We start from the raw sequence: 18,260 nt of genomic DNA, 5'->3' as shown, positions 1-18,260 counted from the left end.
CGTGGACGATGCCGAGATGAAGTATGTCGTGGTGCACCTGCACCGGCTGCTGGAGCCGGAACTGCCAACTCAGTAACTTTCATCCGTTCGTATCGAGCGAAGTCGAGATACGCTTCTCGACTTCGCTCGAAGCGAACGGGAGAGGTCGGGCCGGTTACGCCTTTCGATAGCGCCAGAGCAGGAGCGGCCGGGCCAGAGCGAGCCCGATGATGAAGCCGCCGATGTGCGCGAAGATCGCGACTTGGCCGCCGCCGAACGCCGCAATCCCGATCAGCGACTGGACGAAGATCCAGGCCGAAGCGAGCCAGATAATCCGCACGGCATAGCCGGAAAGCGGTCCGACGCCTCGGGTCCGGTCGCGACCGTAGAACACGGCATAAGCGCCGAAAGTCGCGGAGATCGCGCCGCTCGCACCCACCATCGGCACCGTCTGCAGCGGATCGATCGCCCAGTGAAGCAGGGCGGCGGCATAGGCGCCTGCAACGTAGAGCACGGCGCTCGCTGCTCCGCCGATCACATTTTCGGTGAAGCGGCCGATGTACAGGAACATCAGCATGTTGAAGGCGATGTGCATCAGCCCTGCATGCAGCAAGGTCGCAGAAAGCGGCGTCAACCATACCGGCAATGCGCCCGGCACCTGCAGCAATCCGCTCACCCGCGCGGGAATGAAGCCGCCATAAAGGCTCGCGCTTGCTCCCCAACCGGCGATCGCAACCAGCAGAAACGCCGCGATCGTGGCGATCACGATGCTCTGCGTCACCTTACCGGGAGGGAGTTCAACCATAGGTCGTTCCCCGGCGAAGCCCGGGAACCATGACCAGGCGCTGGGCCCCGGCCTGCGCCGGGGAACAGGCGATCACTCAAACGAACTCGATCTTGTCGACGAGATAGTAGCGGTCGCCCGACGGCACCGTCACTTCGACCTCATCGCCCTTCTTGCGCCCGATCAGCGCGCGGCCGAGGGGCGAGTTGAAGCTGATCCGCCCCACCTTGGCGTCCGCCTCGGTCTCGCCCACGATCTGGTAGCGGACCGGCTTGTCTTCATCGTCTAGCAAGGTGACGGTCGCGCCGAACACGATCTTGTCGCCGGACAAATCCTTGGGATCGATGATCTGGGCGCGGCTTAGCCGATCTTCCAGCTGCGCAATCGACGCCTCGATCTGGCCCTGACGCTCCTTCGCGGCATGATATTCGGCGTTTTCGGAGAGGTCGCCATGGGCGCGCGCTTCCTCGATCGCGTCGACGATCTGCGGCCGTTCCTCTTTCAGACGCTTCAGGTCCGCCTGGAGCTTCTCATAGCCCTCTTGCAGCATCGGCATCTTGTCGACGGTTGCCATCATGTCCTCTTCGTCAAAACTGCTTCGCCCGGCGGCCCATTGTCTGGACCGCCTCCCACTCGATCGCGATGTCGGGAGGTCAGGCGTGCGGGGCCGAATAGTAGGATTGGAGCGAGCGCACCGCAAGAGGGCGTTCGCGCAAGGCCTTTATTGCCTGCACCGCGGCCGCACTCGCCGCCGCCGTGGTGAAGTAGGGAACCTTTGCGTTGAGGGCCGAGGCACGGATCGACTGCGAGTCCTTGAGGCTCTGCCAGCCTTCCGTCGTATTGAAGATCAGCGCGATTTCGCCGTCCTTGATCTTGTCGACGATGTGCGGCCGCCCTTCCGCGACCTTGTTGACCTGCTCGACATCCAGCCCCTGGCTTTGGAGAAAGCGCGCCGTGCCGCCCGTCGCGATCACGCGATAGCCGAGGCCGATCAGTTCCCGCACCGGCTGGACGATCGCGGCCTTGTCGCCGTCCTTCACCGAGACGAACAGGCAACCGGATGACGGCAGCTTGGTCCCGGCGCCGATCTGCGCCTTGGCGAAGGCGGTAGGAAAATCGTCATCGATTCCCATCACTTCGCCGGTGCTCTTCATCTCAGGAGAGAGAATCGGATCGATGCCGGGGAATTTGGCGAAGGGGAACACCGCTTCCTTGACCGCGATATGCTTGGGAGTTCGATTGACCGGCGGCAGATTGGCGATCTTCTCGCCCGCCATCACCAAAGCCGCCATCTTCGCGATGGGCGTGCCGACTGCCTTGGCGACGAACGGCACAGTGCGGCTCGCGCGCGGATTGACCTCGATCAGATAGACCTGACCATCCTTTACCGCGAACTGGACGTTCATCAGCCCGACGACCTTCAGCGCGCGGGCGAGCGCCTCCGTCTGGCGCTCGATCTCGGCCACGATCTCGGTGGAGAGCGAATAAGGCGGCAGCGAACAGGCGCTGTCGCCCGAATGCACGCCCGCTTCCTCGATATGCTGCATCACGCCGGTGACGACGACCTGCTCGCCGTCGGCGAGCGCGTCCACGTCCACCTCGATTGCGTCGCGCAGATAGCGGTCGATCAGCACCGGCGAGTCGCCCGAGACCTGCACCGCAGTCGCGATATAGGCGTCGAGCTGCTGCGGACCGTCAACGATCTCCATCGCCCGGCCGCCAAGCACATAGCTGGGCCGGATCAGCACCGGATAGCCGATGCGGTTAGCGACCGCGATCGCCTCGTCGCGGCTGCGGGCGATGCCGTTTTCGGGCTGCTTGAGCTTTAGCTTGTTGACCAGCTTGGCAAAGCGTTCGCGGTCCTCCGCCAGGTCGATCGCGTCGGGGCTGGTGCCGAGGATCGGAATGCCGGCGTCCGCCAGCGCCTGGGCGAGCTTCAGCGGGGTCTGACCGCCGAACTGCACGATCACGCCGACCAGCTCGCCGCGGCTCTGCTCGACATGCAGGATCTCGAGCACGTCCTCCGCAGTCAGCGGCTCGAAATAGAGCCGGTCCGACGTGTCGTAGTCGGTCGAAACCGTCTCCGGATTGCAGTTGATCATAATCGTCTCGAAGCCCGCCTCGCGCAGCGCAAAACAGGCATGGACGCAGCAATAGTCGAACTCGATCCCCTGCCCGATCCGGTTTGGCCCGCCGCCCAGGATGACGACCTTGCGCCGGCTTGTGGGCGCGGACTCGTCCTCTGGCTCGCCGAAGCTTGGTGCTTCGTAAGTCGAGTACATGTAGGGCGTCTTCGCCTCGAACTCCGCCGCGCAGGTGTCGATGCGCTTGAACACCGGCCGCACCCCGAGCTTGTGGCGCAGCGCGCGCACATCGTCTTCGGTCGTGCCGCCGGTCATCGCCTTGACCGCTTCCCCGATCAGGCCGGAGCTGCGGCCGAACGCACGCCGCGTGCCCGGCTGCAAGTGCGCGGACTGCAGCGCCAGCCAGGCGAGCCGCCGGTCGGAAAAGCCCATTGCCTTAAGGCGGCGCATCTCGGCCGCCTCGCGTGGCAGCCCTTCGCGCTTCACCTGTTCCTCTGCCGCGACGATCTCCGCCAGCCGCTCCAGGAACCAGGGATCGTATTTGGCAACGGCATGGACTTCCGCGACGCTCAGCCCTTCGCGCAGCGCCTGCGCGGCGACCAGCAGCCGGTCCGGCGTCGGCTTGGCAAGCGCAGCCAGGATCTCGTCCTTGGGCGCGCCGGCGAGATTCTCGACTTCGTTCAGGCCGGCTAGGCCGGTCTCCAGCCCCCGCAGCGCCTTTTGCAGGCTCTCATGAATGTTGCGGCCGATCGCCATCACCTCGCCGACCGACTTCATCATGGTCGAGAGATGCGGGTCCGATCCCTTGAACTTTTCGAAGGCAAAGCGGGGGATTTTGGTGACGACATAGTCGATCGTCGGCTCGAAGCTGGCCGGGGTGACGCCGGTGATGTCGTTCTGGATTTCGTCCAGCGTGTAGCCGACCGCCAGCCGCGCCGCGACCTTGGCGATCGGAAACCCAGTCGCCTTGGAGGCGAGCGCCGAGGATCGCGACACACGCGGGTTCATCTCGATGACGATCAGCCGCCCGTCCTTAGGATTGACTGCGAACTGAACGTTCGAACCGCCTGTTTCCACACCGATTTCGCGCAAGACAGCGATGCTGGCGTTGCGCATGATCTGATATTCCTTGTCGGTCAGCGTCAGCGCCGGCGCGACGGTGATCGAGTCGCCGGTGTGCACCCCCATCGGGTCCACATTCTCGATCGAGCAGACGATAATGGCATTGTCGTTCCGGTCCCGGACGACCTCCATCTCATATTCTTTCCAACCGAGCAGCGATTCCTCGATCAGCACCTCGTTGGTGGGTGAGGCATCGAGACCCTTCTTCACGATCTCAAGAAATTCGTCGCGGTTATAGGCGATCCCGCCGCCGGTGCCGCCCAGCGTGAAGCTCGGCCGGATGATCGCCGGCAGCCCGGTCTTTTCCAGCCCCGCCAGCGCCTCCTCAACCGAATGCGCGATGGCCGAGCGCGCGGACTCGAGCCCGATCTTGTCCATCGCGACGCGGAATTTCTGCCGGTCCTCGGCCTTATCGATCGCCTCGGCATCGGCGCCGATCATGGTGACGCCGAACTTGTCGAGCGTGCCGTCGTGGAACAGAGCGAGCGCGGTGTTCAGCGCGGTCTGCCCGCCCATCGTCGGCAGGATCGCGTCGGGCCGCTCCTTCTCGATGATCTTGGCGACGATCTCGGGCGTGATCGGCTCGATATAGGTTGCGTCCGCAAACTCCGGATCGGTCATGATCGACGCCGGATTGGAGTTGACCAGCACGATCCGATACCCCTCCGCCTTCAGCGCCTTGGCCGCCTGCGTGCCGGAGTAATCGAACTCCGCTGCCTGCCCGATCACGATCGGACCCGCGCCGATGATGAGGATGGAGGAAATGTCGGTGCGTTTGGGCATTACTTGCTCTCGGAAGGCAGTTCGCCGATGAAGCCGAGCCGAACCCGTCCATCGTCGCCTTTTTCTATGTGACAGCGGCCGACTTTCACCGGCTCATTCACCGGCTTAGTCTCAGCCAACTTCAGCGCCTTGCGGACCTCGACTGCAGGAACTTGGCAGGCTCTTTGCAACTCCTCATCCGACGGCGCTTGGGCGGCGCAAGCGACTGGCGAGAACGCGAGGATCGCAAAAGCACGCTTCATGCCCGCAGCTGCCCAACGAACTTCTCGAACAGATACATGCTGTCCATGGGCCCGGGGCTCGCCTCAGGGTGGTGCTGGACGCTGAAGGCGGGGCAGTCGGTGAGTTCGAGGCCGCAGTTGGAGTTGTCGAACAGGGAAACGTGCGTCTCGCGAGCGTTCGGGGGCAGGCTGTCGCGTTCGACCGCGAAGCCGTGGTTCATGCTGGTGATCTCGACGCGGCCGTCCGCCAGCCTTTTGACCGGATGGTTGGCGCCGCGATGGCCCTGGAACATCTTGGTCGTCTTCGCTCCGATTGCGAGCGCGAGCAGCTGGTGGCCGAGGCAGATGCCGAACAGCGGCTTGCCCGTCTCCAGCATCTGCCGGATCACGGGCACGGCATATTCAGCGGTCGCGGCCGGGTCGCCCGGACCGTTCGACAGGAAGAAGCCGTCGGGCTGATGCGCCATGACCTCGTCGAAGGTCGCGGTGGCGGGGAGGACGGTGACCTTGGCGCCGGCCTTCACCAGGTTGCGGAAAATGTTGTGCTTGGAGCCGTAGTCGATGGCGACGATATGGGGCTTGAAGCTACGCCCCTCGACTTCGCTCGGGACGAGCGAGCCCTCTCCGGATGAATCTCCGCTCGTCCCGAGCGAAGTCGAGGGGCGCTTCTCCGCACCCTCATACCCAAACCCCAGTTTCCAAACTCCGCCTTCCCAAAGATGATGCGCCTCGCACGACACCTGCTTAGCAAGGTCCATCCCCTCCAGCCCCGGCCACGCCCGCGCCTTTTCAAGCAGCGCCTCCACATCGAACGAGCCCGAGGCCGAATGCGCGATCACCCCATTGGGCGCGCCGCCGACCCGAATCCGGCGCGTCAAAGCGCGCGTGTCCACGCCCGCAAGCCCGATCTTGCCGCGCGCCTTCAGCCAGGCGTCGAACCCCTCAGCCGCACGGAAGTTGGAGGGCGCGGTCACATCCTCGCGGACGATGCAGCCGAGCGCATGGGCGTGGTTCGCCTCCACGTCCTCATGGTTCGCGCCGACATTGCCGATATGCGGAAAGGTGAAGGTGATGATCTGCCCTTCGAAGGACGGATCGGTCATGATCTCCTGATAGCCGGTGATGGCGGTGTGGAAGCACACCTCGCCCACCGCCTCGCCTTCCGCGCCGAAGCCGCGGCCCCAGATCACATCGCCGGACGCCAGGACCAATACCCCCGTGGCTCCTTCAGGTGCGCGCGTGAGGGTGGCGTCGGCCATGTCTGGCAGGCTCCTTCAGATGGTTTGGCAGCAATGTCGCTAAGGCTCCGCAGCTAGGGAAGGTGACGCGCCCGGTCAACCTGCTAGACGGCGGAAATGATTCGAGACGACATCAAGACCGCCCTCGTCACCGCCATGAAGGGCGGCGACAAGGAGACCACTGCCACCATCCGCCTGATCCAGGCCGCCATCAAGAACCGCGACATCGAGCTGCGCACCGGAAAGGCGCCGGACGACGACGATGTGCTGGTTAGCGAAGTGCTGCAGAAGATGGTCAAGCAGCGCCGCGAATCGATCGCGCTCTACGAACAGGGCAACCGGCCGGAGCTCGCCGCAGCGGAAGCGGCGGAAGTGGCGGTGATCGAACGCTTCCTGCCACGGATGATGGACGAGGCGGAGACGGCCGCGGCAATCGAAGCCATCAAGGTTGAGATCGGGGCCTCCAGCGTGAAAGACATGGGCCGCGTCATGGCCGAACTGAAGACGCGGCATGCCGGCAAGCTCGACATGAGCAAGGCGAGTGCAGCGGTGAAGGCGGCGCTCTCTTAGGGGCTCGGAGCCACGCCCCTCGACTTCGCTCGGGACGAACGTTTAGGTTTGCAGCTCAACAGAATCGCTCGTCCCGAGCGAAGTCGAGGGGCGCTGGCACGGAGTCAATGCAGCACTATTGGGTCTATATGCTCCGGTGCTCGGACGACTCCTACTATGCTGGGCATACCGACAATCTCGACAAGCGGTTGTGGGAACATCAACAGGGGCTTGCTACCGACTGGACCAGGCGGCGCAGGCCAGTCGAACTGGTCTGGTGCGCTGCGTGCGATAGCCGCGATGATGCGTTTGCATTCGAGCGGCGGATCAAGAACTGGTCGCGTGCCAAAAAAGAAGCTCTGATTGCGGGTGACTGGTCGTTGGTGGGTCATTACGCCCGGTCTCCCCACGAGCGCCCCTCGACTTCGCTCGGGACGAGCGACAAGGGTTACAGCCAAGCAACTCCGCTCGTCCTGAGCGAAGTCGAAGGGCGCGGCTCAGACGCATGACCCTCTCCCCCGCCTTTCTTGACGAACTCCGCGCGCGCACTTTGCTGTCGGCGCTCGTCTCCAAGACGCTGAAACTCACCAGAAAGGGCCGCGAGTTCGCTGCCTGCTGTCCGTTCCACAATGAGAAGACGCCCAGTTTCTACGTCAATGACGAGAAGGGCTTCTACCATTGCTTCGGCTGCGGGGCCCATGGCGATGCGATAAGGTGGATGACGGACCAGCGCGGGCTGCCGTTCATGGAAGCGGTGAAGGAGCTGGCCCAGGCCGCCAATCTGGAGCTGCCGGCGCCCGATGCGCGGGAGGCGGCGCGGGCGGAGCGGGCCAAGTCGCTGCACGATGTCATGGCTGCGGCCGCTGCCTGGTTCGAGGAGCAATATGCAGGTCTCTCCGGCGCGGCTGCCCGCGCTTATGTCGAGAAGCGCGGCATCAAGGAGGCGACGCGGAAGGCGTTCGGCCTGGGCTACGCGCCCGACGGCAAGAACGGGCTTCGCCGCGCCCTCGCCACCTTCGGCGACGCCATGCTGGTCGAGGCGGGGCTGCTGATCGAAGTCGAGGGCAAGGAGCCTTATGACCGCTTCCGCGACCGGCTGATGATCCCGATCCGGGACCCGCGCGGGCGCATCATCGCCTTCGGTGGCCGGATCATCGGCCAGGGCGAGCCGAAATATCTGAACTCCCCCGACACGCCGCTCTTCGACAAGGGCCGCACTCTCTACAATCTCGACCGTGCCGCTCCCGCTGCTCGTAAGGCTGGCCGCATGATCGTGGTCGAGGGCTATCTCGATGTGATCGCGCTCGCTGAGGCGGGCATTGATGAGGCTGTGGCCCCGCTCGGAACCGCTCTGACCGAACACCAGATCGAGCGGCTGTGGCGCCAAGTCGACGCCCCCCTGCTCTGCTTCGATGGCGATGCGGCGGGACAAAAAGCGGCATTTCGGGCTGCGACGCGCGCCCTGCCGGGCCTTGCCCCCGGTCGATCGCTCGCCTTCCTGACCCTCCCGGAGGGGCAGGATCCGGACGATCTCGTCCGCTCCGGGGGCGCGGCGGCGTTAGAGGCGCTGGCCGCAGAGCCTCTGGTCGACCGGCTTTGGAACCACGAAGTCGCCGCGGAGCCGCTCGCCACACCAGAGCAGAAGGCAGGGCTGCGCAAGCGGCTGAACGAGCTGGCTTCCGCGATCGGCGACCCGCACGTCCGCCAGCAATATCAGGCCGAGTTCCGCGAGCGTTTCGAGACGAACTTCCTCCAGCGGAAAAACGTTTCTCGCCGACCCTTTCAGCCAGGATTCCGCGCGGCTTATCGACCCGGTGCGCGCTGGCAGCCGCCTCCGCCCGCTTCGGCACAGGCGGAGACCAAGATGGTTGGCGCAACCGGCATCGACCGGGTGCTCGTCAAAGGCGTGGTCACCGGGCTGCTTCGTTTCCCTGATATGCTGGCCCGCCACGCAGAGGCGCTGCACGCGCTGCAGTTGGCCGATCCGCTGGTCGCACGGCTGATCGACTCGCTCGTCGATCTGGCGCTGCACGAGCAGGCGCTTGATACCGAGCGACTCGCCACCATATTGCGCGCAAGCGAGTTCGACGGGCTCGCCAGAGACCTGTTGCGGGCCGACAGCCTTCCCTTCTCCTTCACGCGGAAGGATGCGGAGCCGGATCGTGCCCGGGCCGAGTTGGCGGAGGCCATCCAGGTGATGGTCGAGCGGCCGGAACTCGATGCGGCGCTCGCCGCGGCCACGGCGCGGCTTAAGGAGTCGTTCGACGAGACGACTTACGAGGAGCAGCAACGGCTCTTGGAAATGCGGGTGGATATCGATCGGCGGCTTGCAAATCTGATGCAGGACGACGAAGGCGCAAACTGATTTACGTTCGGGCGGTTGAATGGCGAAGCAGATGGAAGAACAGGTCGAAAAGCCCGAGGGCGGCGATGCCCCGCTGATCGACCTCAACGAAGCCTCGATCAAAAAGCTGATCGCCCGCGCCAAGAAGCGCGGCGTGATCACCTATGACGAGCTGAACGAGGCGCTGCCGCAGGATCAGATGTCATCCGAGCAGATCGAGGACATCATGTCCGCGCTCAACGACATGGGCGTCAACATCGTCGAGAATGACGAGGCGGGCGAGGACGGCGAGGTGGACAAGGAGCCCGAGGACGACGACACCGATGTCGCGGCCGAAGGTGGCGACGGCTTCTCCTCGCCGGCGATCGAGAAGAAGAAAGAGACGGTCGACCGCACCGACGATCCGGTGCGCATGTATCTGCGTGAGATGGGCGCCGTCGAGCTGCTCAGCCGCGAGGGCGAGATCGCGATCGCCAAGCGGATCGAGGCCGGCCGCGACACGATGATTCTGGGGCTGTGCGAAAGCCCAATCACGTTCAACGCGATTATTGGCTGGTCGAACGCCTTGAACGAAGGCACGATGCAGCTGCGCGAGATCCTCGATCTCGATGCCATGCTGAACAAGGATCCGGCGCCCGAAAACCTCACCGACGAGGAAGAAGGCGGTGACGGTGAGATTTCTGAAAAGACTGCCGGCCCTTCCTTCAAGGAAGAGGAAGAGGTCGAGGAAGCCCAGGCCGTCGACGAAGACGAAGAGTCGATGACCGAACGGCGCGCGCCGCGTCCCAGCGACGATGAAGAGGAGGACAACACTCTCTCGCTCGCGCAGATGGAAGAGCAGCTGAAGCCGGCCGCGCTGGAGAAATTTGCCAGCATCACGGCGCTGTTCAAAAAGTTTTCGAAGCTGCAGGCCGCGCGTCTCGACGCGATGGGCGGCGGGGCCCCCTTCTCCCCGGCCGACGAGAAGAAGTATCAGAAGCTGCGCGAAGACCTCACCGCTGAGGTCGAGAGCGTGCAGTTCCACAATGCCAAGATCGAATATCTCGTCGATCAGCTCTACAGCTATAATCGCCGCCTGACTGCGCTCGGCGGTCAGATGCTGCGCCTGGCCGAGCGCCACAAGGTTCCGCGCAAGGATTTTCTCGACCGCTATGTGAACCGCGAGCTCGACGAGGGCTGGCTGGAGACGGTCAAGGGCGTCGACAAGAAATGGGCCGCTTTCTCGGCCAACGAAGCAGACGCGGTCGAACGGATTCGCTCCGAGATTGCCGAAATCGCCCAGGCGACCGGCATGGCGCTGCCTGAGTTCCGGCGCATCGTGAACATGGTGCAAAAGGGCGAGCGCGAGGCGCGGATCGCGAAGAAGGAGATGGTCGAGGCCAATCTCCGCCTCGTGATCTCGATTGCCAAGAAATACACCAACCGCGGCCTGCAGTTTCTGGACCTGATCCAGGAAGGCAATATCGGCCTGATGAAAGCCGTCGATAAGTTTGAATATCGCCGCGGCTATAAGTTCAGCACTTACGCCACTTGGTGGATCAGGCAGGCGATCACCCGCTCGATCGCCGACCAGGCGCGGACGATCCGCATTCCGGTCCATATGATCGAGACGATCAACAAGCTGGTCCGCACCTCCCGCCAGTTCCTCCACGAGCAGGGCCGCGAGCCGACGCCTGAGGAAATGGCCGAGCGCCTCTCCATGCCTCTGGAGAAGGTGCGCAAGGTGATGAAGATCGCCAAGGAGCCGATTTCTCTCGAGACGCCGATCGGCGACGAGGAGGACTCGCACCTCGGCGACTTCATCGAGGACAAGAACGCGGTCATCCCGGTGGACGCCGCCATTCAGGCGAACCTGAAGGAAACGGTCACCCGTGTTCTCGCTTCGCTCACGCCGCGTGAGGAGCGCGTACTGCGCATGCGCTTCGGCATCGGCATGAACACCGACCACACGCTCGAGGAAGTCGGCCAGCAGTTCAGCGTGACCCGCGAACGCATCCGTCAGATCGAGGCAAAGGCGCTGCGCAAACTGAAGCATCCGAGTCGCAGCCGGAAAATGCGGAGCTTCCTGGATCAGTAGCGGCAGGCGGGCCTCAGCGCCCGCTTCACGGCTCAGGTGATGGAGCCGACCTTTTTGCCGCCCTGCCACACGTCACACACGGGGCAGTCGTCGTCCTGCTCGGCCGTGGCGAGCGCCTGCTGTTCGTTGTTCGCGAGAATGTCTTTCTTCTTCACGACTTGCCCGCCCGGCTTGGTGAGCTTGTTCACCCGGTAATGCTTCATCGTCCCCGCGTCCCTTCGCGTGGAGAGTGCCTTATGCGGCGGTTCCCCGCAAGCGGCGAAGCTGCGGCCAGAGCAGGTTCAGCGCGAGGCCGCCCATCACCAGCGCGCCGGCCAGTAGTTTCCAGTCCTGGAGCGGTTCCGCCAGCAGCAGTGCTGAAGCCGTCATCCCGAATACTGGTACCAGCATCGAAAGAGGGGAAACGGTCGAGGCGGGATGGCGCGACAGCAGCCAGCCCCAGGCCGAATAGCCGAACAGCGTGTTGCCGACGGACTGCCAGAGCACGGCCGCCCAGGTTTGCCAGCCGGCTGCAGAGACGCTCGCGGCGATCCGCTCTGGTCCATCGGCGATCAGGGCTCCGATCAGCAGCGGCGGGATCGAAAAGAGGCTCGCCCAGACGACGAAGCCGAGCATGTCGCGCGTGCCGCTGACCTTTGCGACGTGATTGCCGATGCCCCAGCTCAGCGCTGCGGCCAGCACCAGCGCGAGCCCAAGCGGCGTGGTCGTCGCGTCGGTATGAGCCAGGATCACTCCCAGCCCGCCGGTCGCCAGGGCGAGGCCGCCCAGCTGAAAGCGTTCAGCCGTTCGCCCGTAAACCAAACGGACAGGCCGATGGTGAAGAAGATCTGCATCTGGACAACGAGCGAAGCGAGGCCTGGCGAGATCAGCCCGTCCATCGCGATGAACAACAGCCCGAACTGGCCGAAGCCGATCGCCACGCCGTAAAGCGCCAGGCTTCGCCACGGCACTTGCGGGCGCCGGATGAACAGCACGGCCGGCAGCAATGCGAAGATGTAGCGGAGCGTCGCGAAGGTCATCGGCGGCAGCGCATCGAGCGCGACCTTGATCACGACGAAGTTGGTGCCCCAGACCGCGACCACGGCCAGGGCCAACAGCGCGTGGCTGAGCGGCAGGTGGGAATCGGCTGGGGGTGCGGCCGCGCCGGTTTCGCTCAGGAAACGAACTCGCCGATGTCGCGGCCGAAGACGCTGAAGCTTAGAAAGGTGTTCGTCTCGCGAATGTGCCCGATCTTGTGCAGCTTGCCCTGCACGATCGGCGCCATCTTCTGCACGTCGGCCAGCTTGGCCTTGACCAGCAGGTCGTAGTTGCCGGTGGTCGAATAAACTTCCAGCACTTCGTCGATCTGATCGACGATCTGCGCCCCGACCTCGTCCGCGAAACCGGGCTCGCATTTCACCTGGATGAAAAGACGCGTGTAGCTCATGGCCCGGCTATAGCGTTTGCCGTCGCGATCTCAACGCAGCACCTTCAGCAGCGGCAGGATGCTGCCATAATCGTCGGACCAGCCGGCAAAGTCAGAATCTTCGCGCAAGGGGCGCCATTTGCCGGATGGCGGAGGATCGCTGGTGATGCGCCGCAGCACCGAGGGATCGCGGGTCATCAGCACCCAGCTCGAGCTGTTGATATAGTCGTAATATTCCGAGTTGGCCGGGATCGTGTCGTCATAGCGCGCGGCATGCCAGCCACCCTCCCGCGCGGCGGCGGCGACCACCGGCTCCAGCTGCAGGAAACGGTTGGAAATGTGAACCAGCAGCATGCCCTTGGGCGCCAGCACCCGGCCATAGATACGGAACGCCTCGCGCGTGAGCAGGTGCATCGGCACCGCATCAGAGGAGAAAGCGTCGAGCGAGAGGAAATCGAGGCTTTGGCTCGGCTCCCGCTGCAGGCTGAGGCGGGCGTCGCCGAGCACGATCTGCGCCTGCGGGTTGCACCGCGACAGGTAGGTGAACTTGCCGGAATAACGGGCGATCTGAATGACGGTCGGGTCGATCTCGTAGATGCGCCAGCTCTGGCCTGGCCGCGTGTAGCAGGCGAGCGTTCCGGTGCCCAAGCCGACCGAGCCAACCCGCGCATCGGGTCCAGCGACCGCGGGCAGCTTGAACAGCGCCTGACCCACGCCGGAGAAAGCGCTGTAATAGCTGGTCAGCTCCCGCTCGCGACCCTTGGTCAGGATCTGGATGCCGTGCGAGGTGGTGCCATGGGCAAGCGTGCGGACGTCATCTTCGTCCCGGATGGTATAAACGCCGAAATAGCTGCGCGAGCGCGCCTCGGGCGTCAGCGATAGCCGCAGCGAGTCATAGCCGCCAAAGACCAGCATCATGCCCGCGACGCCGATCAGAAAAGGCAAGCGCCTGCCGATGCAGAAGAAGGTGAGCACGCCGATGGCACCGGCGCCGATCCATGTCGAGCGGCCCCACATCCAGCGCCAGGGCTGCTCCAGGGTGATGGTGACCAGGGCAATGGTCAGGACCAGCATGGCGGCCGTCAGGACCATCGCGCGCGACCTGCTCGACCATAGCCGCTCGATCCAGCCGAATAGATAATGCTGCGGCAGCAGCGCGGCGGCGGCGAGGATCAGCAGCGGATGCTCATAGGTCCAGTCGAACAGGACGGGCGCGAGCAGGCCCGAGAAGACGCCGCCCAGCGCTCCGCCGATCGACATGCAGAGGTAGAAGCTAGTGAGATGGATCGGCGCCGGTCGGGTCCGGTACATTTCGGCATGGAGCGTCACGGCGATGGTGAAGAGCAGCAGCAGCTCCACCATCGCCATGAAGAAGGGCTGGCCGGGCGCGTGCCGGATCGCCATGCCGCCGAATGCCAGGACAATCAGGGGCGAAAGGCGACAGAGCGACACCACCGCGCCGCGCTCCTCGCCGAACGCCAAGGTGAAGCTCAGCAGATAGAGGCCGAGCGGGATCACCCACAGCATCGGCATGGCAACGATGTCGGTGGTCAGGTAGGTGGTCGTCGACAGCATCAGCCCCGACGGGACCGCCGCCAGCACCACCCACCAGAGCCGCCGCCCGAGGGCAGGACGCCGCTCTGCCGTGTAGCCAGCGTCCGACGTATCGACTCCGGCGCGGGGCAGCACCGCCGCGCAGGCGAGCGTCAGGACGAAAAGGATAACGTAACCAATTGTCCAGAGCGTACTCTGCTGGCCCAGGCTGAGCCGCGGCTCGACCAGCAGGGGATAGCTCAGCAGGCCGGTGAAGCTGCCGAGATTGGACGCGGCGTAGAGCGGATAAGGGTCCCTGCCCCCGCTCGCCGCAGCATACCAGCGCTGGATCATCGGCGCCTGCGCCGAAACGGCAAGGAAGAGCGGCCCGATAGAGACCAGCAGCAGCCACAGCACCCAGAGGGCCGGCGAGGCGTTCGGCGGCGGCACCTGGCCGATCAAGCCGATCGGCAGCAGCAGCGCCGCCGAAGCGAGCAGCAGCAGATGGACGAAGGATTGGTTGCGGACGTTCAGCCGCGACAACGCATGGGCATAGGCATAGCCGCCAAGCAGCAGCGCCTGATAGACCAGCATCGCGCTGTTCCACACCGCCGGCGCGCCGCCCAGCCGGGGCAATGCCATGCGGGCGATCATCGGCTGCACCAGGAACAGCAGGAACGAGCCGACGAAGATGGTGCCGATAAACAGCGGCCCGAGATCCCGCCGACCTTCCTGTGCCTGATCCTCGACCAAGCTCGCCGCAGCGGTGGCCATCAGCGGCCGAGCAGCCGTGCGGCCAGTGGGGCGTGATAGGTCAGCACACCCGAACAGCCGGCGCGCTTGAGCGCTGTGAGGCTCTCCAGCACCAGCGCGTCGCGGTCGCCGGCGCCCGCGGCGGCGGCGGCCTCGATCATCGCATATTCGCCGGACACGGCATAAGCAAAAACCGGCACTTCGAATCGTTCCTTCACGCGTCGAATGATATCGAGATAGGGCAAACCCGGCTTCACCATCACCGTGTCGGCGCCCTCGGCCAGGTCCATCTCGACTTCGCGCAGCGCTTCCTCGGCATTGCCGGGGTCCATCTGATAAGTCTTCTTGTCGCCCTGCAGCCGCCCGCGGGAGCCGACTGCGTCGCGGAACGGGCCGTAAAAGGCCGAGGCGTATTTTGCGGCATAGGCCATGATCTGCACGTTGACATGGCCATCGGCTTCGAGGCCCTCACGGATGGCGGCCACGCGCCCGTCCATCATGTCGGACGGCGCGATAATGTCGGCGCCGGCACTAGCCTGATTCAGCGCCTGACGGACGAGCACATCCTTGGTCGCATCGTTCAGCACATAGCCGCGCTCGTCGACCAGCCCGTCATGGCCGTGCGCGGTGTAAGGATCGAGCGCCACATCGGTCAGCACGCCGATCTGCGGCACCGCGTCCTTGATGGCCCGAATGGCCCGGCACATCAGATTGTCGGGATTGAGCGCTTCGCCCCCATCGTCGGTGCGCAGCCCCTCGGGCGTGTTGGGGAACAGGGCGAGGCAGGGAATGCCTAGCGAGGCAGCATCGCGCGCGCGTTCGACGATGCGGTCGACCGACCAGCGCGACACGCCGGGCATGGTCGGGATTGGCTGCTCGACCCCCTCCCCTTCGACAATGAAGAGCGGCCAGATCAGGTCGGCAGGCGTCAGGACGGTTTCGGCGTGGAGGGCGCGGCTCCAGGCTGAGGAGCGGGTGCGACGGAGTCGCAGCGCGGGATAAGCGGCGCTATGCATGGGGCCCGACTAGCCTGAAGCCGCGTTAGGACGCCAGTGAAACCACTTCCCAAGCGCGCAGCCTTGGTCGTCAACGCCAAGTCGCGCAAAGGCCGCGACCTTTATCAACGTGCCCAGGCGCTGCTGATCCAGAACGGCATCGAACTGATCGCCACTGAGGGTGTGCGCGATCCGGCACAGCTGCGTCCGACCATCCAGCGGCTGCTGGAAAGTGATCCACCGATGATCATCGTCGGCGGCGGCGACGGCACGCTTTCCTCCACCGTCGACGATTTCGTGCCGCACGAAACGGTGTTCGCGCTGCTTCCGCTCGGCACCGCCAACAGCTTCGCGCGCACGCTGGGCATTCCGCTCGACCTGGAAGGCGCCGTCGAGGTGATCGCCACCGGCGAGCGGCGGCGGATCGATCTCGGCATGATCGACAAGGATTATTTCGCCAATTGCGCCGCCATCGGCATGTCGCCTCTGATCGCCGAGACAGTGCCGCACAATCTGAAGCGCTGGCTTGGCCGCGTCGGCTATTTCGGCTGGGCGGCATGGCAGTTCACCCGCTTCCGCCCGTTCAAGCTGACCGTCGGCAACGAGACGGTGGATGCGGTGGAAGTGCGCATCGCCAACGGACGCTATCATGGCGGCACCGAGCTGGTCGAGGACGCCGAAGTCGATAGCGGAGAGATCATCGTGCAGGCTGTGCTCGGCGACGCTCGCCACCGCCTGCTGTGGAGCTGGGCCGCTAGCATCCTAAAGCTCAAGGGTCGCGAGCGGAACGTGCGCGAGTTTCACGGGGTGGAACTGCGCATTTCCACCGATCCGCCGCTGCCGATCTCGATCGATGGCGAAGTGCTCGCCCATACCCCGGTCACCGCTCATGTTGCCCCCGGAATTATCGAAGTGGCCGCGCCGCGCTCTACGCCGCCGGATTGAGGCGTCCGGCCGGTTCGGAGGTGCCGAGCGCCTCCTCGACGCATTCCTCCTTGCTGGGCGGTACCGTCATCCTCGCCTCGCGCCAGCCTCCGAAGCGATAGTAGAGCCCTGCAAGCACGACGGTGACGATGGAAGCGAGCGGGAAGCTCAGCCACAGCGCATCCGCGCCGAGCGCGGGTCGAGCCAGAGCGATGAAGGTCAGCCGCACCGGGAACATCGCGACGAACAGGATGATCAGCGGCGCGAACACCGCCCCATTCGCCCGGACGATGCCGAAAAAGACCATCGTCATGCCGAACAGCACGAAGTTCCAGGTCGCGATCATCTGGATATGCCGCGCGATCGCCGTGGCGGGGCTGTCGGGGTCGAGGAATATGGCGAGAGCTGGCCGGTCGAGCAGGATCAGCGCGATCACCAGCCCGCCGGTCATCACCACGTTTAAGGTCAGACCCGAGCGCATGATGCGCGACACACGGTCCCATCTGCCGGCGCCGATATTTTGCGCCGCCATCGCGCTCACTGCCGCGCCGAGCGCCATCGCCGGCATCTGCACATAGGTCCAGAGCTGCTGGGCCACGCCGAACGCCGCAGCCGTGTCCACGCCTTCCTCATTGACGAGGCCGATCATCACCAGGGCGGCGACCGAGATGACGATCATCTGCAGGCCCATCGGAAAGCCCTTTGCCGTGATCGTCCGCAGCATGGCGGACTCCGGACGCAGATAGCGCAACTCGGCCCCGCGCAGCCGCAGCGGCAAGTCGCGCATATAGATGAAGGCGACCATCGCGATCAGGCCGACAAGATTGGCGATTACTGTCGCCATTGCCGCGCCGGCAATGCCCATCGCCGGGAACGGCCCCAGTCCGACGATGAAGACCGGGTTCAAGCCGCTGTCCAGCACCACCGCTACGATCATGAAATAGAGTGGCGTCATCGAATCGCCGACGCCGCGCAGCCCCATCATTAGCAGGACGATAATCAGCGACAGCGGAATGGCGATGAAGATCACCCGCAGATAGTCGAGCGCCAGCTGCCACGCACCCGGGGGCGTGCTGAGCAGGTCGAGGATGTGCGGCGCAAAGACCCATCCCAGAACGGCGATGAGGATCGTCATCGGCACGAAGGCGCCGACGGCCGTCCCGATCGTCCGGCGCACGGCGTCGATGTCGCGACGGCCATAGCTCTGCCCGATCAGCACCGTCGCGGCCATGCCGAAGCCGAAAACGAAGGCGTTCATCAAAAACATGATCATGTTGGCATTGGACGTGGCGGCCAGCGCCTCCTCGCCCAGGAAGTGCCCGACCCAGAAGGTATTGATCGAACCGTTCAGCGACTGGAGCACGCTGGAGCCAAGCGTCGGCAACGCGAACATCAGCAAGGCGCTGCCGATCGGTCCCTGCGTCAGGTCTCGTCTTTGCTGAGAGGCGGCCATTCCGCTCAGAACGCGT

16 protein-coding genes and 1 pseudogene are annotated in these 18,260 nt (G+C 64.6%); 6 read left to right on the top strand and 11 right to left on the bottom strand.

Annotated elements, in window-relative coordinates; all coding sequences use genetic code 11:
• A pseudogene (locus VGT77_RS03485) lies at positions 1 to 76 on the top strand (DUF4170 domain-containing protein); the annotation flags it as partial.
• Between the two features lie 78 nt (positions 77 to 154).
• Here VGT77_RS03485 and VGT77_RS03480 read toward each other — a convergent pair.
• The 4 genes from VGT77_RS03480 to carA all read right to left on the bottom strand — a co-directional run bounded on the left by VGT77_RS03480 (position 155) and on the right by carA (position 6,232).
• Positions 155 to 784 carry a rhomboid family intramembrane serine protease gene (locus tag VGT77_RS03480; RefSeq protein ID WP_327459588.1) on the bottom strand — a complete coding sequence of 210 codons (630 nt, stop codon included), beginning with the start codon at positions 782 to 784 and terminating at the stop codon, positions 155 to 157.
• 76 nt (positions 785 to 860) lie between these two features.
• Positions 861 to 1,337: a transcription elongation factor GreA gene (gene greA / locus VGT77_RS03475; RefSeq protein ID WP_327459615.1), complete on the bottom strand. Its 477-nt coding sequence runs from the start codon at positions 1,335 to 1,337 to the stop codon at positions 861 to 863.
• Positions 1,338 to 1,416: 79 nt separating this feature from the next.
• Positions 1,417 to 4,752: a carbamoyl-phosphate synthase large subunit gene (gene carB / locus VGT77_RS03470; RefSeq protein ID WP_327459586.1), complete on the bottom strand. Its 3,336-nt coding sequence runs from the start codon at positions 4,750 to 4,752 to the stop codon at positions 1,417 to 1,419.
• A gap of 238 nt (positions 4,753 to 4,990) precedes the next feature.
• On the bottom strand, positions 4,991 to 6,232 hold the full coding sequence (gene carA / locus VGT77_RS03465; protein ID WP_327459585.1) for a glutamine-hydrolyzing carbamoyl-phosphate synthase small subunit: 1,242 nt from the start codon (positions 6,230 to 6,232) through the stop codon (positions 4,991 to 4,993).
• 96 nt (positions 6,233 to 6,328) lie between these two features.
• On the opposite strand from carA, the gene VGT77_RS03460 reads away from it, so the two are divergent.
• The 4 genes from VGT77_RS03460 to rpoD all read left to right on the top strand — a co-directional run bounded on the left by VGT77_RS03460 (position 6,329) and on the right by rpoD (position 11,181).
• Entirely contained in the window at positions 6,329 to 6,781 is a 453-nt protein-coding gene (locus VGT77_RS03460) for a GatB/YqeY domain-containing protein (protein ID WP_327459583.1), read from the top strand.
• Between the two features lie 107 nt (positions 6,782 to 6,888).
• The gene (locus VGT77_RS03455) at positions 6,889 to 7,269 is read left to right on the top strand and encodes a GIY-YIG nuclease family protein (protein WP_327459581.1); all 381 of its coding nucleotides are present in this window, start codon (positions 6,889 to 6,891) and stop codon (positions 7,267 to 7,269) included.
• Positions 7,266 to 9,125 carry a DNA primase gene (dnaG, locus tag VGT77_RS03450; RefSeq protein ID WP_327459579.1) on the top strand — a complete coding sequence of 620 codons (1,860 nt, stop codon included), beginning with the start codon at positions 7,266 to 7,268 and terminating at the stop codon, positions 9,123 to 9,125. The genes VGT77_RS03455 and dnaG overlap by 4 nt, the downstream gene beginning before the upstream one ends.
• Positions 9,126 to 9,144: 19 nt before the next feature.
• Positions 9,145 to 11,181 carry an RNA polymerase sigma factor RpoD gene (gene rpoD / locus VGT77_RS03445; protein WP_327459577.1) on the top strand — a complete coding sequence of 679 codons (2,037 nt, stop codon included), beginning with the start codon at positions 9,145 to 9,147 and terminating at the stop codon, positions 11,179 to 11,181.
• 32 nt (positions 11,182 to 11,213) lie between these two features.
• On the opposite strand, the gene VGT77_RS03440 is transcribed toward rpoD, so the two are convergent.
• The 6 genes from VGT77_RS03440 to hemB are packed head-to-tail and all read right to left on the bottom strand — an operon-like array spanning position 11,214 to position 15,888.
• Complete coding sequence (locus tag VGT77_RS03440; protein ID WP_327459575.1) at positions 11,214 to 11,384, bottom strand: hypothetical protein; 171 nt, start codon at positions 11,382 to 11,384, stop codon at positions 11,214 to 11,216.
• 31 nt (positions 11,385 to 11,415) lie between these two features.
• Positions 11,416 to 11,913: an EamA family transporter gene (locus VGT77_RS03435; RefSeq protein WP_327459573.1), complete on the bottom strand. Its 498-nt coding sequence runs from the start codon at positions 11,911 to 11,913 to the stop codon at positions 11,416 to 11,418.
• The gene (locus VGT77_RS03430) at positions 11,910 to 12,275 is read right to left on the bottom strand and encodes an EamA family transporter (protein WP_327459571.1); all 366 of its coding nucleotides are present in this window, start codon (positions 12,273 to 12,275) and stop codon (positions 11,910 to 11,912) included. The genes VGT77_RS03435 and VGT77_RS03430 overlap by 4 nt, the downstream gene beginning before the upstream one ends.
• 59 nt (positions 12,276 to 12,334) lie before the next feature.
• On the bottom strand, positions 12,335 to 12,607 hold the full coding sequence (locus VGT77_RS03425) for an Lrp/AsnC ligand binding domain-containing protein (protein ID WP_327459569.1): 273 nt from the start codon (positions 12,605 to 12,607) through the stop codon (positions 12,335 to 12,337).
• A gap of 30 nt (positions 12,608 to 12,637) precedes the next feature.
• Positions 12,638 to 14,893 carry a fused MFS/spermidine synthase gene (locus VGT77_RS03420; protein WP_327459567.1) on the bottom strand — a complete coding sequence of 752 codons (2,256 nt, stop codon included), beginning with the start codon at positions 14,891 to 14,893 and terminating at the stop codon, positions 12,638 to 12,640.
• Positions 14,893 to 15,888: a porphobilinogen synthase gene (hemB, locus tag VGT77_RS03415; RefSeq protein ID WP_327459565.1), complete on the bottom strand. Its 996-nt coding sequence runs from the start codon at positions 15,886 to 15,888 to the stop codon at positions 14,893 to 14,895. The genes VGT77_RS03420 and hemB overlap by 1 nt, the downstream gene beginning before the upstream one ends.
• Positions 15,889 to 15,924: 36 nt before the next feature.
• Between hemB and VGT77_RS03410 the strand changes: the two genes are divergently transcribed.
• On the top strand, positions 15,925 to 16,812 hold the full coding sequence (locus VGT77_RS03410; RefSeq protein WP_327459563.1) for a diacylglycerol/lipid kinase family protein: 888 nt from the start codon (positions 15,925 to 15,927) through the stop codon (positions 16,810 to 16,812).
• On the opposite strand, the gene VGT77_RS03405 is transcribed toward VGT77_RS03410, so the two are convergent.
• Positions 16,796 to 18,244, bottom strand: a complete 1,449-nt coding sequence (locus tag VGT77_RS03405) for an MATE family efflux transporter (RefSeq protein ID WP_327459561.1) — start codon at positions 18,242 to 18,244, stop codon at positions 16,796 to 16,798. The genes VGT77_RS03410 and VGT77_RS03405 overlap by 17 nt on opposite strands.
• Positions 18,245 to 18,260: the final 16 nt, after the last annotated feature.

Source organism: Sphingomonas sp., from assembly GCF_035944535.1.
GTDB lineage: Bacteria > Pseudomonadota > Alphaproteobacteria > Sphingomonadales > Sphingomonadaceae > Sphingomonas_B.
The sequence above is the reverse complement of the archived record's forward strand: the minus strand, read 5'-3'. Positions and strand labels throughout refer to the sequence as shown.